Annotated in this window: 23 protein-coding genes; 9 read left to right on the top strand and 14 right to left on the bottom strand. The window is 64.2% G+C overall.

The window, feature by feature from the left end; all coding sequences use genetic code 11:
* Positions 1-24 precede the first annotated feature (24 nt).
* The 8 genes from metG to nth all read left to right on the top strand — a co-directional run bounded on the left by metG (position 25) and on the right by nth (position 8,326).
* A complete protein-coding gene (gene metG / locus H4I92_RS11810; RefSeq protein WP_077530786.1) occupies positions 25-2,079 on the top strand; it encodes a methionine--tRNA ligase in 2,055 nt (684 codons plus the stop codon).
* A 371-nt stretch (positions 2,080-2,450) separates the two neighbouring features.
* Positions 2,451-3,032: an electron transport complex subunit RsxA gene (gene rsxA / locus H4I92_RS11805; protein WP_077530785.1), complete on the top strand. Its 582-nt coding sequence runs from the start codon at positions 2,451-2,453 to the stop codon at positions 3,030-3,032.
* Between the two features lie 19 nt (positions 3,033-3,051).
* Complete coding sequence (gene rsxB, locus H4I92_RS11800; protein WP_218668281.1) at positions 3,052-3,648, top strand: electron transport complex subunit RsxB; 597 nt, start codon at positions 3,052-3,054, stop codon at positions 3,646-3,648.
* Positions 3,648-5,348 carry an electron transport complex subunit RsxC gene (gene rsxC / locus H4I92_RS11795; protein WP_077530783.1) on the top strand — a complete coding sequence of 567 codons (1,701 nt, stop codon included), beginning with the start codon at positions 3,648-3,650 and terminating at the stop codon, positions 5,346-5,348. Before rsxB ends, rsxC begins: the two co-directional genes overlap by 1 nt.
* Positions 5,342-6,343 (top strand): RnfABCDGE type electron transport complex subunit D, encoded by a 1,002-nt coding sequence (locus tag H4I92_RS11790; protein WP_245800892.1) that lies wholly within the window; start codon positions 5,342-5,344, stop codon positions 6,341-6,343. The genes rsxC and H4I92_RS11790 overlap by 7 nt, the downstream gene beginning before the upstream one ends.
* Complete coding sequence (locus tag H4I92_RS11785; protein ID WP_077530782.1) at positions 6,340-6,987, top strand: RnfABCDGE type electron transport complex subunit G; 648 nt, start codon at positions 6,340-6,342, stop codon at positions 6,985-6,987. Before H4I92_RS11790 ends, H4I92_RS11785 begins: the two co-directional genes overlap by 4 nt.
* A complete protein-coding gene (locus H4I92_RS11780) occupies positions 6,984-7,694 on the top strand; it encodes an electron transport complex subunit E (RefSeq protein ID WP_077530781.1) in 711 nt (236 codons plus the stop codon). The genes H4I92_RS11785 and H4I92_RS11780 overlap by 4 nt, the downstream gene beginning before the upstream one ends.
* Positions 7,691-8,326, top strand: a complete 636-nt coding sequence (gene nth / locus H4I92_RS11775) for an endonuclease III (protein WP_077530780.1) — start codon at positions 7,691-7,693, stop codon at positions 8,324-8,326. The genes H4I92_RS11780 and nth overlap by 4 nt, the downstream gene beginning before the upstream one ends.
* 7 nt (positions 8,327-8,333) lie before the next feature.
* Here the strand turns inward: nth and H4I92_RS11770 are convergent, their stop codons facing one another.
* The 4 genes from H4I92_RS11770 to H4I92_RS11755 all read right to left on the bottom strand — a co-directional run bounded on the left by H4I92_RS11770 (position 8,334) and on the right by H4I92_RS11755 (position 14,003).
* Positions 8,334-8,909, bottom strand: coding sequence for a chalcone isomerase family protein (locus H4I92_RS11770; protein WP_077530779.1), 576 nt, complete (start codon positions 8,907-8,909; stop codon positions 8,334-8,336).
* Positions 8,910-9,076: 167 nt separating this feature from the next.
* The gene (locus H4I92_RS11765) at positions 9,077-12,256 is read right to left on the bottom strand and encodes an efflux RND transporter permease subunit (protein WP_077530778.1); all 3,180 of its coding nucleotides are present in this window, start codon (positions 12,254-12,256) and stop codon (positions 9,077-9,079) included.
* A gap of 29 nt (positions 12,257-12,285) precedes the next feature.
* Positions 12,286-13,530 carry an efflux RND transporter periplasmic adaptor subunit gene (locus tag H4I92_RS11760; RefSeq protein ID WP_077530777.1) on the bottom strand — a complete coding sequence of 415 codons (1,245 nt, stop codon included), beginning with the start codon at positions 13,528-13,530 and terminating at the stop codon, positions 12,286-12,288.
* Positions 13,531-13,610: 80 nt separating this feature from the next.
* Entirely contained in the window at positions 13,611-14,003 is a 393-nt protein-coding gene (locus tag H4I92_RS11755) for a hypothetical protein (protein WP_143512671.1), read from the bottom strand.
* Between the two features lie 115 nt (positions 14,004-14,118).
* Between H4I92_RS11755 and H4I92_RS11750 the strand changes: the two genes are divergently transcribed.
* Positions 14,119-15,021 carry a cation diffusion facilitator family transporter gene (locus tag H4I92_RS11750; RefSeq protein ID WP_077530775.1) on the top strand — a complete coding sequence of 301 codons (903 nt, stop codon included), beginning with the start codon at positions 14,119-14,121 and terminating at the stop codon, positions 15,019-15,021.
* Here the strand turns inward: H4I92_RS11750 and rpoS are convergent, their stop codons facing one another.
* The 10 genes from rpoS to eno all read right to left on the bottom strand — a co-directional run bounded on the left by rpoS (position 15,022) and on the right by eno (position 23,372).
* Complete coding sequence (gene rpoS / locus H4I92_RS11745; protein WP_245800890.1) at positions 15,022-16,032, bottom strand: RNA polymerase sigma factor RpoS; 1,011 nt, start codon at positions 16,030-16,032, stop codon at positions 15,022-15,024.
* Positions 16,033-16,112: 80 nt separating this feature from the next.
* Positions 16,113-16,883, bottom strand: a complete 771-nt coding sequence (locus H4I92_RS11740) for a peptidoglycan DD-metalloendopeptidase family protein (RefSeq protein WP_218668204.1) — start codon at positions 16,881-16,883, stop codon at positions 16,113-16,115.
* Between the two features lie 344 nt (positions 16,884-17,227).
* Positions 17,228-18,118: a DUF368 domain-containing protein gene (locus H4I92_RS11735; protein ID WP_179105697.1), complete on the bottom strand. Its 891-nt coding sequence runs from the start codon at positions 18,116-18,118 to the stop codon at positions 17,228-17,230.
* A 50-nt stretch (positions 18,119-18,168) separates the two neighbouring features.
* Positions 18,169-18,825 carry a protein-L-isoaspartate(D-aspartate) O-methyltransferase gene (locus H4I92_RS11730; RefSeq protein ID WP_077530772.1) on the bottom strand — a complete coding sequence of 219 codons (657 nt, stop codon included), beginning with the start codon at positions 18,823-18,825 and terminating at the stop codon, positions 18,169-18,171.
* Positions 18,826-19,575, bottom strand: coding sequence for a 5'/3'-nucleotidase SurE (surE, locus tag H4I92_RS11725; protein WP_077530771.1), 750 nt, complete (start codon positions 19,573-19,575; stop codon positions 18,826-18,828).
* Positions 19,572-20,540 (bottom strand): tRNA pseudouridine(13) synthase TruD, encoded by a 969-nt coding sequence (gene truD / locus H4I92_RS11720; RefSeq protein ID WP_077530770.1) that lies wholly within the window; start codon positions 20,538-20,540, stop codon positions 19,572-19,574. Before truD ends, surE begins: the two co-directional genes overlap by 4 nt.
* A complete protein-coding gene (gene ispF / locus H4I92_RS11715) occupies positions 20,537-21,031 on the bottom strand; it encodes a 2-C-methyl-D-erythritol 2,4-cyclodiphosphate synthase (RefSeq protein WP_179105696.1) in 495 nt (164 codons plus the stop codon). The genes truD and ispF overlap by 4 nt, the downstream gene beginning before the upstream one ends.
* Entirely contained in the window at positions 21,028-21,759 is a 732-nt protein-coding gene (ispD, locus tag H4I92_RS11710; protein WP_077530769.1) for a 2-C-methyl-D-erythritol 4-phosphate cytidylyltransferase, read from the bottom strand. The genes ispF and ispD overlap by 4 nt, the downstream gene beginning before the upstream one ends.
* Before the next feature lie 9 nt (positions 21,760-21,768).
* Positions 21,769-22,041: a septum formation initiator family protein gene (locus H4I92_RS11705; RefSeq protein ID WP_077530768.1), complete on the bottom strand. Its 273-nt coding sequence runs from the start codon at positions 22,039-22,041 to the stop codon at positions 21,769-21,771.
* A gap of 32 nt (positions 22,042-22,073) precedes the next feature.
* Entirely contained in the window at positions 22,074-23,372 is a 1,299-nt protein-coding gene (eno, locus tag H4I92_RS11700; protein WP_077530767.1) for a phosphopyruvate hydratase, read from the bottom strand.
* Positions 23,373-23,375: the final 3 nt, after the last annotated feature.

The raw sequence follows: 23,375 nt of genomic DNA, 5'->3' as shown, positions 1-23,375 counted from the left end.
CAATAACGGAGCCAGCCGAGCCCCATGAGCGAGCCGAGTGCCAATCGCCGCGACATCCTGGTCACCAGCGCCCTGCCCTACGCCAACGGGCCCATCCACCTGGGCCACCTGCTGGAGTACATCCAGACCGACATCTGGGTCCGCTACCAGAAGCTGCGGGGCGAGAACTGCCACTATGTGTGCGCGGACGACGCCCACGGCACCGCCATCATGCTGCGGGCCGAGCGCGAGGGGATCACGCCGGAGCAGCTGATCAGCCGCATCCAGGCCGAACATGAGCGCGATTTCTCCGGCTTTCTTGTCGAGTTCGACAATTACTACTCGACCCATTCCGAGGAAAACCGCGAGCTGTCCTCCTATATCTACCAGAAGCTGCGCGATCGCGGCCACATCGCCACGCGCAGCATCACCCAGGCCTACGACCCCGAAAAGGGTATGTTCCTGGCCGACCGATTCATCAAGGGCACCTGCCCGCGTTGCCGCACGCCGGACCAGTACGGCGACAACTGCGAGGCCTGTGGCGCCACCTACACGCCCATGGAACTGATTGACCCCAAGTCCGCCCTCTCCGGCGCCACCCCTGAGGAACGTGATTCCGAGCATTTCTTTTTCACACTGCCGGATTTCGCGGACTTCCTGCGGGACTGGACCAACAGCGGCGCCCTCCAGCCCGGCATGGCCAACAAACTGGCGGAATGGCTCGACTCGGGCCTGCACGATTGGGACATCAGCCGGGACGCGCCCTATTTCGGTTTCGAGATCCCGGATTCCCCCGGCAAGTACTTCTACGTCTGGGTGGACGCGCCCGTGGGTTACCTGGCCAGCTTCCAGAACCTGTGCAACCGGCGCGGCGACATCGACTTCGACCATTACTGGCGCGAGGATTCCACCGCCGAGGTCTACCACTTCATCGGCAAGGACATCATCAACTTCCACGCCCTGTTCTGGCCGGCCATGCTCAAGACCGCCGGGTTCCGCACGCCCACGGCCATCAACTGCCACGGCTTCGTAACCGTGAACGGCCAGAAGATGTCCAAGTCCCGCGGCACCTTCATCATGGCGCGCACCTACCTGGATCACCTGCATCCGGAGTACCTGCGCTACTATTTCGCCGCCAAGCTGACCGCCGGTGTGGACGACATGGACCTGAACCTGGACGACTTCGTCCAGAAGGTGAACTCGGACCTGGTGGGCAAGGTGGTCAACATCGCGAGCCGCAGCGCGGGCTTCATCACCAAGCAGTTCGACGGCCAACTGGGCTCTGAAATCACCGAACCGGCGCGGCTGAAGGAATTCACCGACGCCGCCGACGAGATCGCCGGCCACTACGAGGAACGGGAAATCGGCCGCGCCATGAAGCGCGTCATGGAACTCGCCGACCGCGCCAACCAGTACGTGGACGAGCAGAAGCCCTGGGTCCTGGCGAAGGACGAATCGACGCGCGAGCAGGTCCAGGCCATCAGCACCAACGCGCTGAATATGTTCCGCGTGCTCATGATCTACCTGGCCCCGGTTCTGCCGGAGACGGCCCGAAATGCGGAAGATTTCCTGAACACCTCGCTGGACTGGCGCCGGCTTGAGGATCATCTGCTGGATCACGGCATCAACAAGTTCAAGCCGTTGATGAAGCGCATCGACTCCAAGCAGATTGAGGCCATGCTGGAGGCCTCCAAGGAGGACGTGGCCCAGGATCAGCAGACGAACCAGCAGCCCGCACAACAACAGGAGAGCCCGAACGTGGAGCCCATTGCTGAGCAGATCGAGTTCGATGACTTTTCGAAGGTGGACCTGCGGGTGGCGAAGATCGAAAACGCCGAGCATGTCGAGGGCGCGGACAAGCTGCTGAAGCTGACACTGGATATCGGGGCGGAACAGCGCCAGGTTTTCGCGGGCATCAAGACGGCCTACGCGCCGGAGGATCTGATCGGGCGGTTGACGGTGATGGTGGCGAACCTAAAGCCGCGGAAGATGAAGTTCGGGGTGTCCGAGGGGATGGTCCTGGCTGCCGGGCCCGGTGGCGAGGACATCTGGCTTCTGGCGCCGGACTCCGGCGCGACGCCTGGCTTGCGGGTTATGTAGTCTCTGGACTGCGGCGTTGGTTGCAGGGCGGGGTTCAGGGAGGTCTTCCCGGGAATCGCTGTAAATACATCCCTGTACGCTGCTATTCCGCCATCCATGGCTCCATAGCTTCCCGGGAAGACCTCCCTGAACCCCACCTGTTGGGCGCCCCGGAGTCGCAGACAAGCAATTGACGAAAACGCCAGGGATTATCGAAACATTGGGACCCCATGACCGGAAGCCCATGACGGATCCGGATTGGAGGGGGGCGGGTGGTTCCTTCCGGGAAGCTATGGAGCCATGGATGGCGGAATAGCAGCCTACAGGGACGTACTCGTGGCGATTCCCGGAAGGAACCACCCGACCCCCTCCCCACGACAAAGCGGAAGCCGATGACTGAATACCTGCTGATACTGATCAGCACCGTCCTGGTGAACAATTTCGTGCTGGCCCAGTTCCTGGGGCTGTGCCCCTTCATGGGCGTCTCCAACAAACTGGAGACGGCCATGGGCATGTCCATGGCCACCACCTTCGTGTTGACGTTGGCCTCCGTCTGCAGCTACCTCGTCAACACTTGGATCCTCGAGCCCCTGCAGGTCGAATACCTGCGCACCATCAGCTTCATCCTCGTCATAGCCGTGGTCGTGCAGTTCACCGAAATGGCCGTTCGCCATACCAGCCCCCTGCTCCACCGGGTTCTGGGCATCTTCCTGCCGCTGATCACCACCAACTGCGCCGTGCTCGGCGTGGCGCTGCTCAACATCCAGGAGAAGAACAGCTTCCTGGAATCCGTGCTCTACGGCTTCGGCGCCGCCGCCGGTTTCTCGCTGGTGCTCGTGCTGTTCTCCGCCATGCGCGAACGCATCGCCGCCGCCGATGTACCCCAGCCGTTCCAGGGCGCCGCCATCGGCATGATCACCGCCGGCCTCATGTCGCTGGCGTTCATGGGTTTCACCGGTATGGTGCAGGTGTGAGAGGGTTGCCGACATGTGGATGAACCTGTTGCTCGCCATCGCCACCCTGCTGCTCCTGGCCGGGGCCTTCGGAGCCCTGCTGGGCTACGCCTCGGTGCGCCTGCGCCGGGACGACGACTCGCTGGTGGAGCAGATCGACGCCGTCCTTCCCCAGACCCAGTGCGGCCAGTGCGGCTACCCCGGCTGCCGCCCCTACGCGGAGGCCATCGCTGAGGGCGATGCCATCAACAAGTGCCCGCCCGGCGGCGAGGCGACCATCCAGAGCCTGGCCAACCTGCTGGACGTGGAGCCCCAGCCGCTGGATGCGGAGCATGGTGAGGAGCAGCCCAAGCGGGTGGCCTATATCCGCGAGGCCGAGTGCATCGGCTGCACCAAGTGCATCCAGGCCTGCCCGGTGGACGCCATCGTGGGCGCGCCGAAATTCATGCACACCGTGATCGAGAGCGAGTGCACCGGCTGTGACCTCTGCGTGGATCCCTGCCCGGTCGACTGCATCGATATGATCGAGGTGGCGAAGGGCATTGATGACTGGGTTCCCCCTCGCCCCGAGGACCGGCCCCTGACCCATGAGCCGGTGATCGCCACCGATCAGCGCCCGGCGGGGGCCAGCGCGTGATGGGCACGCGATACGACTTTCCCGGCGGCATCCATCCCCCGGACAACAAGCAGCAGTCACTGCAGACACCGATCCGCCAGGCCCCCCTGCCGGCACAGCTGATCGTGCCGCTGCGCCAGCATCGGGGGGATCCCGGCCATGTGCTGGTTGCGGTGGGTGACCGTGTTCTCACCGGCCAGCCACTGAGCGAGGGCGAGCCGGGCCTGTCGGTGCCCGTGCACGCGCCCACCTCCGGCACTATTACGGCCATTGGGCCCCATGAGGTGCCCCACCCGTCCGGGCTGGAGGAAACCTGCATCCACATCGAGGCCGATGGCCAGGACCAGTGGTGCGAGTTGGCCCCCTGCCCGGCCGATGCCAGCACCCTCGAACGCTACGACCACCTCCACCGTACCGGCGTCGTAGGGCTCGGTGGCGCCGGTTTTCCCACCCGAGACAAGCTGCAGAGCGCATCAGAGGCACCAAAGGTCCTGATCCTCAACGGCGCCGAATGCGAGCCCTACATCACCGCCGACCAGGCCCTGATGCGCGAGCGACCGGACTCCGTGATCGCCGGCGCCCTGGCCCTGTGGCAGCTGGTTGGAGCCGCCCAGTGCCTGATCGGCATCGAGGACAATAAGCCGGACGCCATTGAGGCACTCAGGCAAGCCGCGGAAGGCACCGGCATTGAGATCCGGGTGGTGCCCACGCGTTACCCGTCTGGCGGTGAAAAACAGCTGATCCAGCTTCTTACGGGGCAGGAAGTCCCCTCGGGTGGCCTGCCAGCGGACATCGGAGTGCTCTGCCAGAACGTGGCCACGGCGGTCGCCGTGGATCGCTCCCTGCGCCTGGGCGAACCGGTCATCCAGCGTATTACCACCTTTACGGGCGAAGCCCTGACCCGCCCCGGCAACATTGAGGCCCGCATCGGAACGCCCCTGGACCACCTGCTGTTCGAAGCCGGACTGGATCCGGACCAGCTGCACCGGCTTATCATGGGCGGTCCGCTCATGGGGTTCGACCTGACCACCACCGGCCTGCCGCTGATCAAGACCGCCAACTGCCTGATCGCCGGCACCGCCGAGGAATTCCCGGACTCGCCGATCCCCCAGCCGTGCATCCGCTGCGGCCTGTGCGAGCAGGCCTGCCCCGTGGACCTGCTGCCCCAGCAGCTCTACTGGTTCGCCAGCGCGGGGGAACACCATAAGGCCGAGCACTTCGACCTGTTCGACTGCATCGAGTGCGGCGCCTGCGACTGGGTCTGCCCCAGCCATCTGCCGCTGACGGATTACTACCGGCACAGCAAGGGCGTGCTGCGCCAGGAAAAGAAGGAGCAGGCCGAGGCGGATCACGCTCGCCAGCGGTTCGAGGAGCGCCAGGCCCGGATGGAACGGGAACAGGCGGAACGCGAGGAACGCCGCCGGGCGCGCCAGCAGGCAAGGGAGCAGCGCCGGAGCGGGGAGCCGGCGGAAGCCGGCGGCACCGAAACCGGGGCAGCTTCCGCCGCGGCGCCCCCTGGCCCGGACCGAGAAACGCTGATCCAGCGCCGGGACCAGGCCCGGCAGAAAGTCGAGGAGGCGGAAGCCCAACTGGCCGAGGCCCGGGAGCAGACCCCGGAAGCCGTGCCCAAGCTGGAACGGGCCCTGAACAAGCACCGCAAGCGCCTGGACGCCGCCGAGAAAGCACTCAGCGACGCACGGGAGGAGGCCCGATCATGCTGACCTCCCAGCGGATCATGCTCTGGGTCATGGCGGCCACCCTGCCCGGCCTTCTGGCGCTCATCCACTTCTTCGGGTGGGGCGTGCTGATCAGTGTGCTCTGGTGCATGGGCGTTGCCATGGCCACCGAGGCCCTGATCCTCTGGATTCGCGCCCGCCCTGTCCAGCGCACCCTCATGGACGGCAGTGCCGCCCTTACGGGTCTGCTTCTGGGCCTGTCACTGCCACCACTGCTGCCCTGGTGGATCGCGCTCGTTGCCACCGCCAGTGCCATCATCCTGGCCAAGCATCTCTACGGTGGGCTCGGAAGCAACCTGTTCAACCCCGCCATGGTTGGCTATGCCCTGGTGCTGGTGAGTTTCCCGGAAGCCATGACGACCCGCTGGGCGCTGCCGCTGTCACTGCAGGAAACACCCCTCGGCCTTCTGGACAGCCTGTCCGTGTTCACCGGCCTGGGATCAGCCTCCGTGGACGCCTTCACCGGCGCCACACCGCTGGATGACTACAAGCACGCCATCGATGGCGCTGTTGCCAGCCAGGTAACCGCCGCCCCCATCTACGGTGACCGGATCGCCCTGGGCTGGGAATGGGTCAACCTGGGCTTTCTGGCCGGCGGCCTGCTTCTGATCCAGCGCCGGATCATCACCTGGCACATTCCCGTCAGCCTGCTCGGGGCACTGACCTTCATGGCGCTGCTGTTCGGCTATGACCCGGACCAGTCCGTGCCCCTGGGCCTGCACCTGCTGGCCGGCGGCACCATGTTCGGCGCCTTCTTCATCGCCACGGACCCGGTCTCCGCCGCCACCTCCAACCGGGGCAAGCTCTGGTACGGCGCGGGCATCGGCGTGCTGCTCTACACCATCCGCGCCTGGGGCAGCTACCCGGACGCCGTCGCCTTCGCGGTCCTGCTGATGAACCTGGCCGTGCCCTTTCTGGACTACTACACGCGGCCACGTACACGGGGCCATCAACGTGCGGGGCGGGGGGTACCGTCATGAGCGAGGCGCTCCGGGCCATACAGCGCAATGCGCTGGGGCTGGCCCTGTTCGCGGCCCTGACGGCGGGCGCGATTGGGGTAACCCAGATCCTGACCGCCGAGCGCATCGAGCAGCAGCGTGAGCTCGCGACCGCAAGAGCCCGCGCCGCCGTACTGCCGGAGGCCATGTCACTGGACGCGGGAAACACGCAGAAGGTTCCGCTGCCGGCGAACGAGGCAACGGGTATCCGGGAAGGCGCCGAGGCCATACGGGTCACCCCCGGCACCGGTGACGCCGTCCTGATCCTGCCGGTCACCGCGCCTGACGGTTACTCGGGGCGGATCGAGCTGATCCTGGGGATCCGGGAAGACGGCACGCTCACGGGCGTACGCGCCACTGAGCACCAGGAGACGCCCGGGCTGGGGGATGCCATCGAGGTGGCGAAGAGCGACTGGATACTGGATTTCAACGGCCGTTCACTGGACAATCCACCCCCGGGGCAATGGCAGGTTGGGCAGAAAGGCGCCTTTGACGCCCTGAGCGGCGCCACCATCACCAGCCGGGCCGTGGTGGAGGCCGTCCGGCGCGGGCTGGCGTTCACGGCCGCCCATCACGACCATCTATTCAGAAGCGCGGGCGGGCAAGCGGGAGCCGGAACCCCATGAGTGCGGACGCCAACCGGATCATCATTGACGGCCTCTGGCGCAACAACCCGGCGCTGGTTCAGCTGCTGGGCCTCTGCCCGCTGCTGGCCGTCACCAATACCGTGGTCAACGCCATCGGGCTGGGCCTGGCCACCCTGATGGTGGTGACCGGCTCCAACATGGCCGTGTCGCTCATCCGTCACCGGGTAACCGACTCCATGCGCCTGCCGGCCTTCGTGATGATCATCGCCGCGCTGGTGACCTGCACCGAGCTGATCATGCAGGCCTACGCCTACCGGCTCTACCAGATCCTGGGCATCTTCATCCCGCTGATCGTCACCAACTGCGCCATCCTGGGCCGAGCCGAGGCCTTTGCCAGTCGCAATGCATTACCGAAGGCCACCCTGGATGGCCTGATGACCGGCCTCGGGTTCCTGGCCGTACTGGTGCTCCTGGGCGGCATGCGGGAACTGGTGGGCTACGGCACCCTCCTGGCGGATGCCCACCTTCTCTTCGGCGAGGGAGCCCGGGACTGGACCCTGACCGTCTTCCCGGACTACCGGCAGGCACTGATTGCCGTACTCCCGCCCGGCGCCTTCATCGGGCTGGGCCTGATCATCGCGGCCAGGAACCGTATCGATCACCACATCCAGCAACAGCAGACGACCGGCGAGCAGCCCGTGGAGAGCGGGCACAAGCGGGTCCGCGTGACAGGGACATTCTCATGAACGACGCCAAGCGTGAAGCCATCTTCGCCCGCCTGAAGGAAGCCAATCCCGCGCCCACCACGGAGCTCAACTACAGCACCCCCTTTGAGCTGCTGGTGGCGGTGACCCTATCGGCCCAGTCCACGGACGTGGGCGTCAACAAGGCAACGGCCAGACTCTTCCCGGTGGCCAACACCCCGGAGGCCATCCTGGCACTGGGTGAAGAGGGCCTGAAGGACTACATCAAGACGATCGGCCTCTACAACAGCAAGGCCACGAACATTATCAAGGCCTGCCGGAAGCTGGTGGAGGAACACGATTCGCAGGTGCCACAGACCCGCAAGGAACTGGAAGCGTTGCCCGGCGTGGGCCGCAAGACCGCCAACGTGATCCTGAACACCGCCTTTGACCAGCCCACCATGGCGGTGGACACGCACATCTACCGGGTGGCGAACCGGACCGGCATCGCGCCGGGGAAGAACGTGCGGGAGGTCGAAGACAAGCTGATGAAGCGCGTCCCGAAGGCATACCTCAAGGACGCGCATCACTGGCTGATCCTCCATGGCCGCTATACCTGCCTGGCGCGGAAACCGCGCTGCGGCAGCTGCGTCATCGAGGATCTGTGTGAGTACAGGGAGAAAACGGTCGAGTGAGACCGTTTTACTCCTTGCCCATCATGGCCGTCTTGACGCTCTCCTGGGCAGGTTCGTCACCCAGCCAGATACCGAAGACGGCCTTCTTGAAGTCCATACCGCCATCCACGGTGCCGATGCGGTCACCGTTCTTGAAACCGACAATCCCTTCCCCGGGAATATAGGTGATCTTGAACTGATCCCCTTCCTTGATCTCTTGTTCGAACAGACCCATGAACGCATCAATATCGTCCTGGATGGGCTCCATGTTGCCGCCTGTCGAACTCTCAAAGCCTTCCATGGTGGCTTCGGTCATGTTTTCGCTGTCGATCATGCCGGAAATGATGTCCAGCTGGATGGCCATGGGCTGGTCCGCCTCAACAATCGCCTGGGCGCTGTCGAATTCCTGCGGCAGATAGAGTGACCCCACATACAGGCTCATGAACCACTTGGAGCGCACACCAGCGCCATTCAGGCTGAGCTCGTTACCGGCAACATCGATGGTCCCCGGCAGTTCAACGCCCTCAACGGTCTTCTCCTGGGCCTGGGCCGTCATGGCAAAGGCGCACAGCAGCGCAAACGCGAGGGTCAGCATCTGTTTCATGAACACGTCCTCTTGTTGTATCGGTTTTCAGATGGTGCCCGGAGTCTATCATCGCAGACAGCCCCCAAATGCCCATCAGTTCTCAACGCGTTGGCATTTTTGGCCATCGGGCAACTGCCCGCAATGACCTGCACGCGTCCCCGCCCCGTCCGTGGGGCAAGGCCGACTCAATAGCCGGAGCTCTGTGCTGTCGTCTCCGCGAACCAGCGGTACAGTGCCGGAATGACCACCAGGGTCAGCAGCGTGGATGTCAGCAGCCCACCCACCACCACCGTGGCCAGCGGGCGCTGAACGCCGCTGCCAGTGCCTGTGGCCATCAACAGCGGCAGCAGACCCAGGGAAGTGGTCAGCGCCGTCATCAGAACCGGCCGCACCCTGAGGCAGGCACCCTGTATTGAGGCTTCATCCACGTTCATCCCCTCGCGCACCAGCTGATTCAGGTAAGTGACCAGAACCATACCGTTCTCCAGGGCGATGCCGAAAAGGGCAATGAACCCCACCGACGCGGGAACCGACAGGTTCTGGCCGGAAACCCAGAGCGCGGCGATACCGCCCACCAGCGCCAGCGGAATGTTGGAGAGGATCAGCAGGGTACTGCGCAACGAGCGGAAGCTGATGTAGAGCATCAGACAGATCAGCGCCAGGGTCACCGGGATCACGATGGCGAAGCGGGCGTTGGCCTTCTGCTGCAGCTCGTACTGGCCGCCCCACTCGACCAGATAGCCCGCCGGCAGCTCCACCTGGTCACGGATGGCATCACGGCCAGCCTCCACGAAGCTGCCGATATCCCGGCCCTCCACGTTGGCCTGAACCGTGATGTAGCGCTGGGCGTTCTCGCGGCTGATCTGGCGTGGACCGGTGATCTTCTCAAGCTCCGCCAGCTGGCTCAGGGGCACCTCGGCGCCGCCAGGGGCCTCGATCAGGATATTGCTCATGGCCTCCAGGTCCGTCCGATCCTCTTCCTGATACCGGACATAGACATCAAAACGCCGCACTCCCTCGAAGATCTGCCCGGCAGTGGTACCGCCCACGGCATTGCGGATGCGTTTCTGCACACGCTCCATGGTGATGCCGTAACGCGCCAGCGCCTCCCGGTCCGGGCGGATGCGCATCTGGGGCGCACCGATCACCTGGTCCGCCCGGACGTCGGCGGCGCCCGGGATCTGCCGTAATACCGCGGCAATTTCATCCGCCTTCTTCTTGAGGGTATCCAGGTCATCACCGTACAGCTTGACCGCCAGCTCGGATTTCACGCCGCCCACAAGCTCATCCACGGAGAGCTGGATGGGCTGGGTCATGTTGGTCATGATCCCCGGCATGCCTTCCAGCTTTTTCCGGATCGCCTGCTCGATCCCGGCCTGGGACTCGTATCCGAGTTCCTCCCATTTCGAGCGCGGCTCCAGCACCACCAGTGAATGCACGGTGTTGATGGGGTCCGCATGGGCACCGACCTCGCCGCGCCCCACCCGGCTCACGACCTTCTTCACGCCCGGCACGCCGAGCATCCGCTTCTCCGCCAGCATGGTGTTGCGCTTGGACTCGCTGAGCGAAATCGAAGGCGCCATGGTCAGGTTGACGATCAGGTCGCCCTCGTCCATTCGCGGCGCGAATTCCGACCCCAGCTGAGGGAACAGCGCGGCCCCGGCACCCAGAAGGCCCACCGCCAGCAGCACCGCCAGGGACCGTCGGGCAATGAAGAAACGCAGCAGCGGGCGATAGAGCACCAGGATCCACTGAACGACCAGGGATTCGCGCCGGTAGCCATGATCCTCGGACTCTCCGGCAATCGGCCTGGAGGGAATAAGGCGGTGCCACCATCGCTCTGGACCGTCCGCTGCCTCCTCTTTCGGCCGACGCATCATCAGGCTGCCCAGTACCGGCGTTATGAACAGCGCATAGGCCAGTGAACCGACCATGCCCAGCGCCACCGTATAGGCCAGGGGGCGGAAGGTCTTTCCAGCCACCCCGGTCAGCGTGAACAGGGGCAGGAAGACGATGATGATGATCGCAATGGCGAACAGGATGGGCGCGGCCACTTCGCGGCATGCCCGGGCCACCACCTGGAGCCGTGGCTCGTAGCGTTCCGCCTCATGCAGGTGCCGGTCGATGTTCTCGACCATCACAATGGTGCCATCCACCATCAACCCAATGGCGATGGCCAGGCCACCCAGACTCATCAGGTTCGCGGAGATCCCGAACCAGTACATGCCCACCACCGCGAACAGCACCGAGAACGGGATCGCGGCGGCCACCACCACGCTGGGCCGGAACCCGCCCATGAACACGAACAGGACCAGCACCACCAGCACGATCCCCTGGAAAAGTGCATCCGAGACCGTATCCACGGCGTTCTGGACCAGGGTCTTCTGCTCGTAATAGGGCACAATCCGCACGCCCTCGGGCAGGCTTTTCTGGATGGCTGCCATGCGCTGCTCCACCCGCTCAATCACCGCCGAGGTGTTGGCGCCGTAGAGCTTGACCACCATCCCCGAGACCACTTCCTTCTCGCCATTGAGGGTCTGGAGCCCCTGGCGTACCTCGCCTCCGATCTCAACGTCGGCAATGTCCGCAAGGCGCACCGGGGTTCCATCCACGGTTCTGACGGTGATCCGCTCCAGGTCACTGATCCCTTTAGCCAGTCCTTCGGAGCGGATCACGAACTGCTCGCCGCCCTCCTCGAGGAACTGGGCGCCCACGTTGAGGTTGCTGGAACGCACCCGCTCAATGACGTTCTCGAGGTCCAGGTCGTAGCGCTGGAGTGCATCCGGATCGACGTTCACCTGGTACTGCTTCTTGTAGCCGCCGATCCCGAGCACCTCGGTGACGCCACGCACCGTCTCCATCTTCGGCTTGATCAGCCAGTCCTGGATGGTGCGCAACTGGGTCAGGCTGTATTCGTCCCTGGGAGCATCCAGATAGTAGTAGAGAACCAGGCCCTGGCCGCTGGCTATGGGCCCCATTTCCGGCTCCCCGAAACCTGCAGGGATGTTCTCTCGGGCCTTCTGCAGGCGTTCGCTGACCAGCTGGCGGGCATGGTAGATGTCCGTGCCGTCCTCGAAGTAGACGCTGACTACCGAGAGCCCGAAGTTCGAGTTGCTGCGGATCTCCCGCACCTTCGGCAGGCCCGTCATGGCCTGCTCGACAGGGTAGCTCACGTAGGTCTCGACCTCTTCGGGGGCCAGACCATCAGTGACCGTGAACACCTGCACCAGCGTCGGAGACACGTCCGGCACGGCATCCACGGCCAGTTTCTGCCAGCTCCAGATCCCGCTGGCCAGAACCAGTCCCCCCAGCAATACCATCAGGAGGCGATTGCGGAGGGCCATATCCATCAGTCGTTCAATCATGATCGGTTGCCTCTGCCATCCGTGGGGGCTCAGTGGGAGTGACCGGCGTGCTTGAGTTTCGCGCGCCCGGCCTCGGCCTTGAGGGTGAAGGTGTTGGTCGCGGCGTAACGCGTACCGGCTGCCAGACCTTCACGAATCACCACACGACCACCGGCACTGGGACCGGTTTTCACCGGCTGGCGCCGGAATCCGTGATCCGTCCGGACGAAGACATGGGGTTGGCCGTCGAGCGTCTGGAGGGCACTGCTGGGTACGAGCACTTCCGCTTCGAGCTGGCGCACGGTCACCTCGCCGGTCACAAACTGGCCCGGGTACCACTGGCCGTCGCTGTTATCCAGCACCACCCGTGCGCTGGCCGAGCGACTGCCTTCGGCCATCCGGGGGGTAATGTAGCTGATGGTTCCACTGGCCTGGTGGCCGCCTTCGCTGGCGGTCACCTGCACGGTCTGGCCCGGTCGTATCTCACCCAGGCTGCGTGGGAAGACACTGAACGCCGCCCAGACCTGATCGCGTCGGGCAATGATAAATGGCGGATCATCACGGTCCGTATCAACACGCTCCCCCCGGGTCAGGTGCTGCTCAATGATGGTGCCGGAGGCCGGTGCCCGGAGCTCATAGCGGGCGAGGCTGTCGCTGCCCTCCGTATCCAGCTCCGCCACCGCCTGTGGTGCCATCCCCAGTGCTTCCAGGCGCCGCCTTGCCAGGGTCATCCGCACCCTGGCTTCCTTCAGCGCCTGCCGTGCGCGTTGGAGTTCCGCTTCGGAAACAGCGCGATCCTTCGCGAGCTGCTGTGTGCGTTCGAAATCCGCCTGCTCCAGCTCCAGCCGCGCCTGGCGGGACAGGTACTGGGAGCGTGCTTCGGCGAGTTCGGTGCTCGACAGGACTGCCAGAACCTCGCCCTCGTCCACGGTATCACCGCTGTAGCGCCGGACCTTCTCGGCACGGCCCGCCACCCTGGGAGTGACATGGGTCATCAGGGCCTCATCGAACCGGATCTCGCCGGGAAGACCGCGGGTTATGGCCAGCCGGCCCGGGGCCGCCCGGCGCACCTCAATACCGAATTCGCGGATCACTTCATCATCAAGGGCTATCCCCTCGCCCGCATCGTGATCCCGGTGTTCCCCGTTTTCACTCTCACCGTGTTTTTCATGATCGCCATGATCCCCGTGGCTTCCATGGCGGTCTTCCGCCCCGTGATCCCCGCAACCAGCAAGGATAAGGACAGGCAACAGCACCGCCGCAAGCGCGACGGCACCGGATGGTGTAATACGCATGATCAGGACTCCTGCTTTCACACGCCCGCTGCTGCGGGCGGTTGCTCGACTCTTGCACGGACGCGAGCCCGTGCGTGCTCTCAGGTCAGCAGGAAGTCGGGAGGATCGCGGGGCTGGGGCAGGCAGTAGCGTGGTGGTGACGGACCGGTACAGCGTTCCCGTGACTGCCGGATCCTTCGGGAGACCAGTGGCGCCGCAGCGATGAGGAAGGCGCCCGCTAGCGGGAGGGGCGGCGTGTCGCCAGGCGTATCCGGAATCAGACCATCCGGGACTAGGTTATGCTGATCCGCGTGCCACACATGGGCGAAATCCCCGTGAACGGCACCCTGTGCCGCCCCGTCATGATCGCCCAGCACATGGTGATGCATGGCCGCGCCCAGAAGCACCTGGGCTACGAGCAGGATGATCAGCCCGGTTACGGCCGCGGCGCGGTGGCGACACCGGGAATTCAGCCTGTGAAGGTGATCCAGCATGGATGGGAACCTGTTACGTCACTGGCGCCGATGCTAGAGGGCCCCCGCGCGGGTTGCAAGGGCTTTCCCCTTGACCGAGGATAACGGCGCCTTTCGCGCATCGGAGCCAGCCAACATGAGCCACGACCACTATCACGCACCAACAGGTGATGGCCGAGTGATCACCGCGATCATCGCCAATCTCGTCCTGACCCTGGGCCAGGTTATTGGCGGGATTCTCTCTGGCAGCCTGGTACTCATCGCCGATGCCCTGCACAACTTCTCGGACATGGCCTCCATGGTCATTGCCCTGGTAGCGCGGCGCATTGCGCGGCGACCCGCTGATCCCGCGATGACTTTCGGATACCGTCGGATCGAAACCGTCGCAGCCCTGGTCAACTACACCTCCCTGATTCTGATCGGGCTCTACCTGGTCTTCGAAGGCGGCATGCGCCTTCTGGACCCGCCAGAGGTAGCCGGCGGCACTGTGATCGCGCTGGGTGTGCTGGCCCTGGTGGTGGATACGCTCACCGCTATCCTGACAGGGTCCATCCAGCATGGCGGGGCCAACATCCGCGCTCTCTTTCTGCACAACCTCAGCGACGCCCTGACCTCGGTAGCCGTGGTCGTCAGTGGCGTGCTTATCGTGTTGTACGATTGGCGCCTGATCGACCCGCTGATCACCCTGCTCATAGCTGCTTATATCCTCTGGCTCTCAGCGACCGAGGTTGGCGGAGTAATCCGGGTCCTGATGCTGGGCAGCCCACCTGAGATTGATACCGAGGAGGTGCTGGACTGCATCCGGGGATTCGATGGTGTGGAGGCCATCCACCATGCCCACTTCTGGCTGATGGAGGAAAGCAGCGCCGCCCTGGACACCCATGTGGTGGTGGCCAACTGGGCATGGCCGGAGCAGCAGGCACTGAAGGACCGGATCAGGAAGGAACTTGGATCCCGTTTCGGGATCCATCATTCAACACTGGAACTGGAACCCTCGAGCGAACAGCACGAGGGCGCCAGTCTCTACGGCCAGGGTTGATCAGCCCTCAAAGAGCATGTCGCAGGAAAGCCCTTCCTTTTCAAGGATTTCGCGCAGGCGGCGCAGGGCCTCGACCTGGATCTGGCGTACCCGCTCGCGGGTCAGGCCGATTTCAGCGCCCACCTGCTCAAGGGTCATGGTCGCGTAGCCACGCAGCCCGAAGCGGCGGCAGAGCACCTCCTGCTGTTTCTCGCTGAGCTGCTCGACCCACTGCCCGAGGCAGCCGTTGATATTGCTTTCCTGCAGCAGTGCGGCCGGATCGGCGGAGCCTTCGTCCGGGACCGTGTCGAGCAGGGATTTGTCGCCATTGTGCCCGATGGGCGTATCCACTGAGGCGACCCGCTCGTTGAGCCCCAGCATCCGCTTCACGTCCTTCACCGGCTTCTCGCACTTCTCGGCGATCTCCTCGGCGGTGGGTTCGTGATCCAGCTTCTGACTGAGCTCGCGCGACGCCCGCAAGTACAGGTTGAGCTCCTTCACCACGTGGATGGGAAGGCGGATAGTGCGGGTCTGATTCATGATGGCCCGCTCAATGGTCTGGCGGATCCACCAGGTCGCATAGGTGGAGAACCGGAAACCGCGCTCCGGATCGAACTTCTCCACCGCCCGGATCAGGCCCAGGTTGCCTTCCTCGATCAGGTCCAGCAGCGTAAGGCCGCGGTTTACGTAACGCCGGGCGATCTTGACCACCAGGCGCAGGTTGCTTTCGATCATGCGGCGGCGACCGCTTTCGTCACCATCGCGGGCGAGCCGGGCGTAGTGCTTTTCCTCTTCCGGTGTGAGCAGCGGTGAAAACCCGATCTCGTTGAGATAGAGCTGTGTAGCATCCGCCTGCTGCTGGCGGCTGGTATAGCTGTAACGCGACGTCCTGGCACGGGCACGCTCAAGCGCCTCCGCATCCCCGTCCAGCTTTGTCGCTTCCTCGTTGGCGGCCACGGCCTCTTCCGGATCCATCACCGTCTCTTCAGCCGATGCGTCGAGCGCTGCTTCCTGAACCATCTCTTCCGACATAGCGTTCACCCTGCGTTAACTGATCTACCCCTTGAACGCTTCCGGCCTTATTCGACTTCTTATGGGCCGCAAGCCCCGGATCAGCGACGCGGAAGGTACTGCATCGGGTTCACCGGATCGCCCCGCCTCCGTATCTCGAAGTGGAGCATGGTCCTGTCGGCGCCCGAATCCCCCATCTCGGCGATGGTATCGCCCTGCCCAACGTTCTGACCCTCTTCCACCAGGATCTTCCGGTTGTGGGCATAGGCGCTGAGGAAGGTTTCACTGTGGTTCACGATGATGAGATTGCCGTAACCCAGCAATCCGTTCCCTGCGTAAACCACGCTGCCATCCGCAGCCGCCCTGACGGGGTCTCCCGCGTCACCTCCGATATCAACACCTTTGTTCACATCGGAGCCGTCGGATGAATATTTCGCAATAATCGGGCCAGAATGGGGCCATGCCCAATCGATTTCGGATGACGCTTCATCAGATGCCTGTAACGCATTGTTACTCCGGGATCCCTGGGATGAACTCCGCGACTGGCCAGTGGGCTGCTCCGTTGGCTCGGATGCCCTCCCTGCTGACGAGGAGGCGGTTCCGGACGAGGAGGGTGATCCCGAACCACCGGAGGAACGACTGAAGTTATCCGGGGCCTCAACGTCAAACCGGATCACCTGACCGGGGTGAATCTCATAGGGAGGGTCGATATCGTTGGCAGCGGCGAGTCTGCGGTAATTCCAGCCATAGCGCATGGCGATGCTGTAAAGGGTTTCACCCTCGGAGACACGGTGATGCCCCCAGTTCACCCTGGGGTTGTAACCACTGTCCAGGAGCAGATCCGTGGAGTTGCAGCCAGCGACCAGAAGCAATACCAGAACAGCCAGGAGCGGTTTTCGGATCGTTCGAATCCCGGTTCCCGCCTGGCTCCGTACAGCCCTTCTGACCGCTTTGAACCCCATCCGCAATAGAACTTTCCGTTATTGATTTTATATTCTTATTCTTAAAAATTCCGAAACATTCACGAGCCTCTGAGGAGACGCGGGTAAATCGCTCTTTTATCTGGATAATTTTCACCCAGAATTTGGTTACTCACCCACCCCGCAATGTTACCTGTGGGAACACGGCGCGTAACAGATCACACAAACGCCGTGCGCTACTTCCGGCCACTGCGTGACCCGTTTCCAGTGTATGCACGGCACAGCCATGCGGCCAGTTACCACTTGCTGCCACGACCACTGCCCAGCCATTCAACCAACAGGATCAGCCCCAGCCCCAGCCCCACCAGTGCCAGCACTGTCCCGGTCTGGGGAGCACTGCCCACCAGTTCCGCATAGTGCCAGGGCGCCAGATTTTCATACAGTATGGGTTCAGCTTCTCCGCCAGAGCCGGTACGCCACGCCACCGCGCGCTTCCAGGGCCACAGGTTGGTAAGCGAGCCGACCATGAAACCGGTCAGAACCGCCAGTGTCACACTGGGGAAACGGGCCAGGGTCGCCGCCACCAGACGCGCCATGGCGATCAGCCCCAGTCCGCAGCCGCCGGCGAAAACCGCCAGTGTCGCCAAAGCCGGCTCACGGATGGCATCGAGAATGGGTTCATAGAGTCCGAGCAGAAGCAGAATGAAACTGCCGGAAATACCGGGGAGAACCATGGCTGAAATGGCCACGAAGCCTGCCCCAAAAGCGATCAGCGGCGTCAGCGCCAGTGTTGCGGGCGTCAGTTGACCAATACCCCAGGCCACAACGGTTCCCAGACCCAGGCCCAGAGCGGCGGCCAGTGACCAGTGGGGGATCTGTCGCCCCACATGAATCACCGCACCAATGATCAGGCCGGAGAAAAAGGCCCGGACCAGCATCGGATGCTCATCCAGCAGTGTCCCGATGCCATGGGCCAGGGTCACAATACTGAACAGGATGCCGCCCAGAAGCAGCAACAGGAAGGTCGCGTCCATGGTCTGCCACGCCCGCACCAGACTGCGTTCACGTACCAGGGTCAGCGCGGCTGCGGGGATATTGCCAAGCGCCGCCAGAAGCCGCTGATAGATGCCGGTGATCAGCGCCATGGTGCCGCCGGATACCCCTGGCACGATATCCGCGGCCCCCATGAGACAGCCTCTTGCCACTATGCCGGGGGCGGACTGGGTGTGGGCGTGGCTCATCGCACAACGCCGCCGAGAACGGGCACGAAGCGCACCGGCTCAATCTCCCGCCGTTCGAATTCGTCCCCGTTACGGGTAATCAGGGTCAGCATCTGGGTCTCGCGGCCCAGCGGCGCCACAATGCTGCCACCGTCCGCCAGCTGGTCATACAGCGCCGCTGGTATGTCCCCGGGCGCTGCCGTCAGGATCATGCCGTCAAAAGGCGCTGCTTCCGGCCAGCCCTGGCTGCCATCGCCCAGGCGCAGGAAGGCATTGCGATAGCCCAGCCGCTGCAGCCGCTCCCGGGCCTGGCGGTGGAGGCCACCGATGCGCTCGATGCTGTACACTTCCTTGCCGAGATAGGCCAGGATGGCCGCCTGATAGCCGGAACCGGTGCCCAGCTCAAGGATGCGCGTGGCTCCGGCAGCCAGCAGCATCTCGGTCATACGTGCGACCACATAGGGCTGGGACAGGGTCTGCTGGTAGCCAATGGGCAGCGCCGTATCCTCGTAGGCACGGTGTGACAGCGCCTCATCCAGGAAGATGTGCCGGGGCACATTCGCAATGGCGTCCAGCACTTCCACACGCTGTATGCCTTCGTCACTGAGACGCTCCACCAGCCGCATCCGGGTGCGCTGCGAGGTCATGCCAATCCCCTGGAGTTCGGTATTCATTCAGAGTCCGTCTTTCAGCCAGTCATTCAGGTTCTGGAACGTATCATAGTGGGTCATATCCACCTTGACCGGTGTAATGGACACATAACCCTCACGGATGGCGTGGAAGTCCGTCCCCGGCCCGGCATCATCCTCATCCCCGGCGGCACCAATCCACATCCGCTCACGGCCGCGCGGGCACTGCACCCGCTGGGGCAGCTCACCCCGGCCACGATGGCCCAGGCGTGTGATCTGGAAGCCCCTGAGTTCGCTCCAGTCCACGTCCGGCACATTCACATTGAGTACCGTTCTGGGCGGCACCGCCAGCGGATCCGGGCGCAGCAGCAGGCTCCGAACCACCCGTGCCGCCGTGTCGAAGCGCCAGTTACCCCGGTTGGCCAGCGAAACCGCAATCGGTGGATGCTGCAGCAGGCGCCCTTCCACCGCGGCGGCCACTGTCCCCGAATAGAGGATGTCATCGCCCAGGTTGGAATGGGTATTGATGCCGGAGATGACCCGGTCGAATTCAATCCCGAACATGTCCCCGATGCCCAGATGGACGCAGTCCGTGGGTGTGCCGTCGATGGCCGTGAACCCACCCGGCACATCGGTGGCCGACAGCGGGCGCGTCAGGGTCAGTGCGTTGCTGGCGCCGGAGTGGTCCCGGTCAGGCGCGGCAACACGCACGTCCCCCAGGTCCTCCAGGGCGTCGTAGAGTGCCTTGAGGCCTGGGGAATAGACACCGTCGTCATTGGAAAGCAGCAGTTTCATGGCGTTCGGGAACCGTCCTCCAGATCCAGAATCTCAGTCAGTACCACCGTGGCAAAACCACCGGCGGGCAGGAAGAAATCAAAAACGGCACTGTCGCCTTCCTGCTCAAGAGCGCAGTCTAGCGGTTTCAGCGCGAGGCTGCGACGTGCCGGCCGCATGCGCGTGGTGCGCAACAGCGCCATGAACCCGGGGTACTGCCCGGCAAAGGCCAGTTCCGCCTCTGCCAGCGCCCCTTCGGCCCCGCAGCTGTCGTCACCGAACATCGGCCCTGAAGGAGAGGTTTCCGGGTCCCCCTCCCGCTGTTGCCGCCAATCGCCCGCTGCCAGTCGCCCGGCCAGCCATTCATTGAACAGCCAGCTGCGCACGGCGGACAGCAGCATGCCGGAGCGGGCCCGCTCACGCGGGCGCTTCAGCCGCTGCGGGTCCAGCTGCGCGGCCGCCTCCAGGTTGGCCCCGTCACGCCCGAAACGCTGGAGTCCAAAGTAGTTCGGGCAGCCGTTGTTGACCAGCTCCTGCCAGCGCGCGACCAACTCGGCACCATCCGCCTCAAGATCCCGTACACGGATCCGGAAGCGGTTGCCGGCGAGTTCACCGGTACGCAGCTTGCGCCCGTGACGCTCCACCGACAGAACCCGCCACTGCGCGGACACAGCTTTCAGAAAGTCATCCGTTTTCCCGGGCGGACAGGGCAGACTGAACCATTGACGGGTCAGCGCATGGCGATCCTTGCGACCCGCATAGCCCACAGCCGCGGGAGTGCAGCCACAGAGGCGCGCAAGTCCTCTGGCGACCCAGTCGGTGTTGTCACCGCACTTCTCAAGCTGGATGAGAAGGTGCTCTCCCTCACCGTCGGGGCGCCACCCCAGGTCTTCAGTCACCTCGAAATCCGTGGGTTCCACACGGATGCGGCCCGTTCCAGCAGGGTCACCCCCCGCACGCGGCCATTCCAGGCGCCAGCCCGTCACGAGCCCCCGCCACTGCGGCGGCTTTCAACCAGACAGACCGCCTGGGCCGCAATGCCCTCGGCGCGCCCGACGAACCCCAGCCGCTCGGTGGTGGTGGCTTTCACGCTGATCCGCTCCGGGTTCACCGCCAGATCCTCGGCGATATTATGGCGCATGGCATCCACGTGGGGCGCCATCTTCGGCGCCTGGGCCATGACGGTGGCATCGATGTTGACCAGCTGGTAGCCCTGCATCCGCACCTGCCGGTAGACCTCGCGCAACAGCGCGCGGCTGTCCGCATCCCGCCAGCGCTGTTCGGTATCGGGAAACCAGTGGCCGATATCGCCCAGGGCGATGGCCCCCAGCAGGGCATCGCTGACGGTGTGCAGCAGCACGTCTCCATCCGAATGCGCCCGCAGTCCCTGATCATGAGGAATGACCACGCCACCGATGCGGATATGATCGCCTTCCTCAAAGGCGTGGACGTCGAACCCCTGCCCGACTCGTATCATGTTACGGCCCCTCCGGCCTGTTGCTGTTGTTCGATCAGCCATGCCGCCATGGCCAAGTCCCCCGGATGGGTCACCTTGATATTGTCCGCCCGGCCCGGTACCACGAGCGGCTTCAGGCCCAGATATTCCACCGCCGAGGCCTCATCCGTTACCGGCGCCCCGGCTGCCGCGGCCCTGAGCAGCGCCCGTTCCAGCACCCCGGCGGGAAACAGCTGGGGGGTCTGGGCCCGCCAGAGATGGCTCCGGTCGCGGGTTGCCAGCACATGGCGAGCCCCATCCACTTCCTTGATCGTATCCGTGACTGCCTGGGCCAGAAGGCCTCCAGCCTCGCTGCTGCCAACCCCTTCCATGAGGGCGTGGATATCCCCTCCTGTGATACAGGGGCGGGCGGCATCGTGCACCAGTACGGGGTGCTCCCCAGGAAGCGCCAGCGCCTGCAGAGCGTTCAGCACGGACTCGGCACGGGTGGCGCCGCCAATACAGGTATGGACGGAGTCTGCCGCCGCGCTGCGGGTAGACGCCCACCAGCCATCCCCGCCCCCCAGAGCCACCATGAGGGCTGCGCCAGGCACTGCCCGGGCCAGCCGCTCAACGGTGACGTCGATCAGGAAGGCGTTACCGAGATACTGGTACTGCTTGGGGCGCTCGCCCCCGACACGGGCACCGACGCCCGCGGCGGGTATAACGATGGCTGGGGGGAGGCCGTCTGAGGCGGCATTGGGCGGCATGGATAGGGCTCAGGGCTCCACAACCAGGAAAAAGGTCTCATCCTCGCCGATCATGCCGAGGTCGCGACGGGCACGTTCCTCGATCGCACGGGTGCCATCGCCCAAGTTGTTCACCTCGGCGAACAGTTCCTCGTTGCGATGACGGAGCCCGGCATTGATGGTCTTCTGCTCATCGATCTGCTCCTGCAGGGCCCAGGCGTGGGGCAGGCTGTTCTCGCCCGCCCAGAGCCGGACCTGCAGCAGCAGGGTCAGCACGGCCATAATGCCCCACAACCATTTCATGCACGACGCTCCCTGGCGTGTCAGGTTCCCCTTCAGGCTCCCTGACCCTTGATTTCGGTCAGCCCACGGTATTCGGCCCGATCCCCGAGCTGTTCTTCAATCCGCAGCAGCTGATTGTATTTCGCTACCCGGTCGGAACGACAGAGGGACCCGGTCTTGATCTGCCCGGCGCTGGTCGCCACGGCCAGATCCGCGATCGTGGTGTCCTCGGTCTCGCCCGAACGATGCGAGATAACCGCAGTATAGCCCGCATCCTGCGCCATGCGAATGGCATCCAGGGTTTCACTGAGGCTGCCGATCTGGTTGAACTTCACAAGAATGGAATTCGCAACGCCCTTGTCGATGCCTTCCTTCAGGATCCGGGTGTTGGTCACGAACAGGTCGTCCCCCACCAGCTGGACCTTGCTGCCCAGGCGCTCGGTCAGGGTTTTCCAGCCGTCCCAGTCGCCCTCGTCCATGCCATCCTCGATGGAGACGATGGGGAAACGGTCGCACAGGCCGGCCAGGTAGTCACTGAACTCAGCAGCGTTGTACTGCTTGCCCTCGCCCTTCAGGTCGTAGACGCCGTCGCTGTAGAACTCGGAGGAGGCGCAGTCGAGCGCCAGTGTGACGTCCTTGCCGAGGGTATAGCCGGCGCCTTCCACGGCTTCGCGGATGGCTTCCAGCGCGGCTTCGTTGGAGGGCAGGTTGGGTGCGAAACCGCCTTCGTCGCCCACGCCGGTGTTCAGGCCCTTTCTGTTGAGCACCTTCTTGAGGCTGTGGAACACCTCGGCGCCGCAGCGCAGGGCTTCGCGGAAGGTGGGCGCCGATACCGGCTGGATCATGAATTCCTGAATGTCGACGTTGTTGTCGGCATGCTCGCCGCCGTTGAGGATGTTCATCATGGGCACGGGCATGGAGAACCGGCCGGCGGCGCCGTTGATTTCGGCCATGTGCTCGTACAGCGGCTTGCCCAGGGCGGTGGCGGCGGCCTTGGCGCTGGCCAGGGAGACGGCCAGGATGGCGTTGGCACCGAGGTTCTGTTTGTTGTCGGTGCCGTCGAGTTCGAGCATGGCGTTGTCGATGGCGCGCTGGTCGGCGGCGTCCATGCCCTCGAGGGCGCCACGGATGCGGTCGTTCACGGCGGCGACGGCTTTCTGGACGCCCTTGCCGAGGTAGCGGTTCTTGTCCTTGTCGCGCAGTTCCAGGGCTTCGCGGGAGCCGGTGGAGGCGCCGGACGGGGCGCAGGCGCTGCCGATCTGGCCGGATTCGAGGATCACGTCGGCTTCGACGGTGGGGTTGCCGCGGGAGTCGAGGACTTCGCGGGCCTTGATGTTGGCGATTGTTGTCATCCG

This window comes from Vreelandella halophila (assembly GCF_019903425.1).
GTDB lineage: Bacteria > Pseudomonadota > Gammaproteobacteria > Pseudomonadales > Oleiphilaceae > Halospina > Halospina halophila.
The sequence above is the reverse complement of the archived record's forward strand: the minus strand, read 5'-3'. Positions and strand labels throughout refer to the sequence as shown.

Coding starts and splice junctions, on each gene's coding strand:
- metG (WP_077530786.1), top strand. CDS start 25: ATGAGCGAGCCGAGTGCCAATCGCCGCGACATCCTGGTCACCAGCGCC.
- rsxA (WP_077530785.1), top strand. CDS start 2,451: ATGACTGAATACCTGCTGATACTGATCAGCACCGTCCTGGTGAACAAT.
- rsxB (WP_218668281.1), top strand. CDS start 3,052: ATGAACCTGTTGCTCGCCATCGCCACCCTGCTGCTCCTGGCCGGGGCC.
- rsxC (WP_077530783.1), top strand. CDS start 3,648: ATGGGCACGCGATACGACTTTCCCGGCGGCATCCATCCCCCGGACAAC.
- H4I92_RS11790 (WP_245800892.1), top strand. CDS start 5,342: ATGCTGACCTCCCAGCGGATCATGCTCTGGGTCATGGCGGCCACCCTG.
- H4I92_RS11785 (WP_077530782.1), top strand. CDS start 6,340: ATGAGCGAGGCGCTCCGGGCCATACAGCGCAATGCGCTGGGGCTGGCC.
- H4I92_RS11780 (WP_077530781.1), top strand. CDS start 6,984: ATGAGTGCGGACGCCAACCGGATCATCATTGACGGCCTCTGGCGCAAC.
- nth (WP_077530780.1), top strand. CDS start 7,691: ATGAACGACGCCAAGCGTGAAGCCATCTTCGCCCGCCTGAAGGAAGCC.
- H4I92_RS11770 (WP_077530779.1), bottom strand. CDS start 8,909: ATGAAACAGATGCTGACCCTCGCGTTTGCGCTGCTGTGCGCCTTTGCC.
- H4I92_RS11765 (WP_077530778.1), bottom strand. CDS start 12,256: ATGATTGAACGACTGATGGATATGGCCCTCCGCAATCGCCTCCTGATG.
- H4I92_RS11760 (WP_077530777.1), bottom strand. CDS start 13,530: ATGCGTATTACACCATCCGGTGCCGTCGCGCTTGCGGCGGTGCTGTTG.
- H4I92_RS11755 (WP_143512671.1), bottom strand. CDS start 14,003: ATGCTGGATCACCTTCACAGGCTGAATTCCCGGTGTCGCCACCGCGCC.
- H4I92_RS11750 (WP_077530775.1), top strand. CDS start 14,119: ATGAGCCACGACCACTATCACGCACCAACAGGTGATGGCCGAGTGATC.
- rpoS (WP_245800890.1), bottom strand. CDS start 16,032: ATGTCGGAAGAGATGGTTCAGGAAGCAGCGCTCGACGCATCGGCTGAA.
- H4I92_RS11735 (WP_179105697.1), bottom strand. CDS start 18,118: ATGGGGGCCGCGGATATCGTGCCAGGGGTATCCGGCGGCACCATGGCG.
- H4I92_RS11730 (WP_077530772.1), bottom strand. CDS start 18,825: ATGAATACCGAACTCCAGGGGATTGGCATGACCTCGCAGCGCACCCGG.
- surE (WP_077530771.1), bottom strand. CDS start 19,575: ATGAAACTGCTGCTTTCCAATGACGACGGTGTCTATTCCCCAGGCCTC.
- ispF (WP_179105696.1), bottom strand. CDS start 21,031: ATGATACGAGTCGGGCAGGGGTTCGACGTCCACGCCTTTGAGGAAGGC.
- ispD (WP_077530769.1), bottom strand. CDS start 21,759: ATGCCGCCCAATGCCGCCTCAGACGGCCTCCCCCCAGCCATCGTTATA.
- H4I92_RS11705 (WP_077530768.1), bottom strand. CDS start 22,041: ATGAAATGGTTGTGGGGCATTATGGCCGTGCTGACCCTGCTGCTGCAG.
- eno (WP_077530767.1), bottom strand. CDS start 23,372: ATGACAACAATCGCCAACATCAAGGCCCGCGAAGTCCTCGACTCCCGC.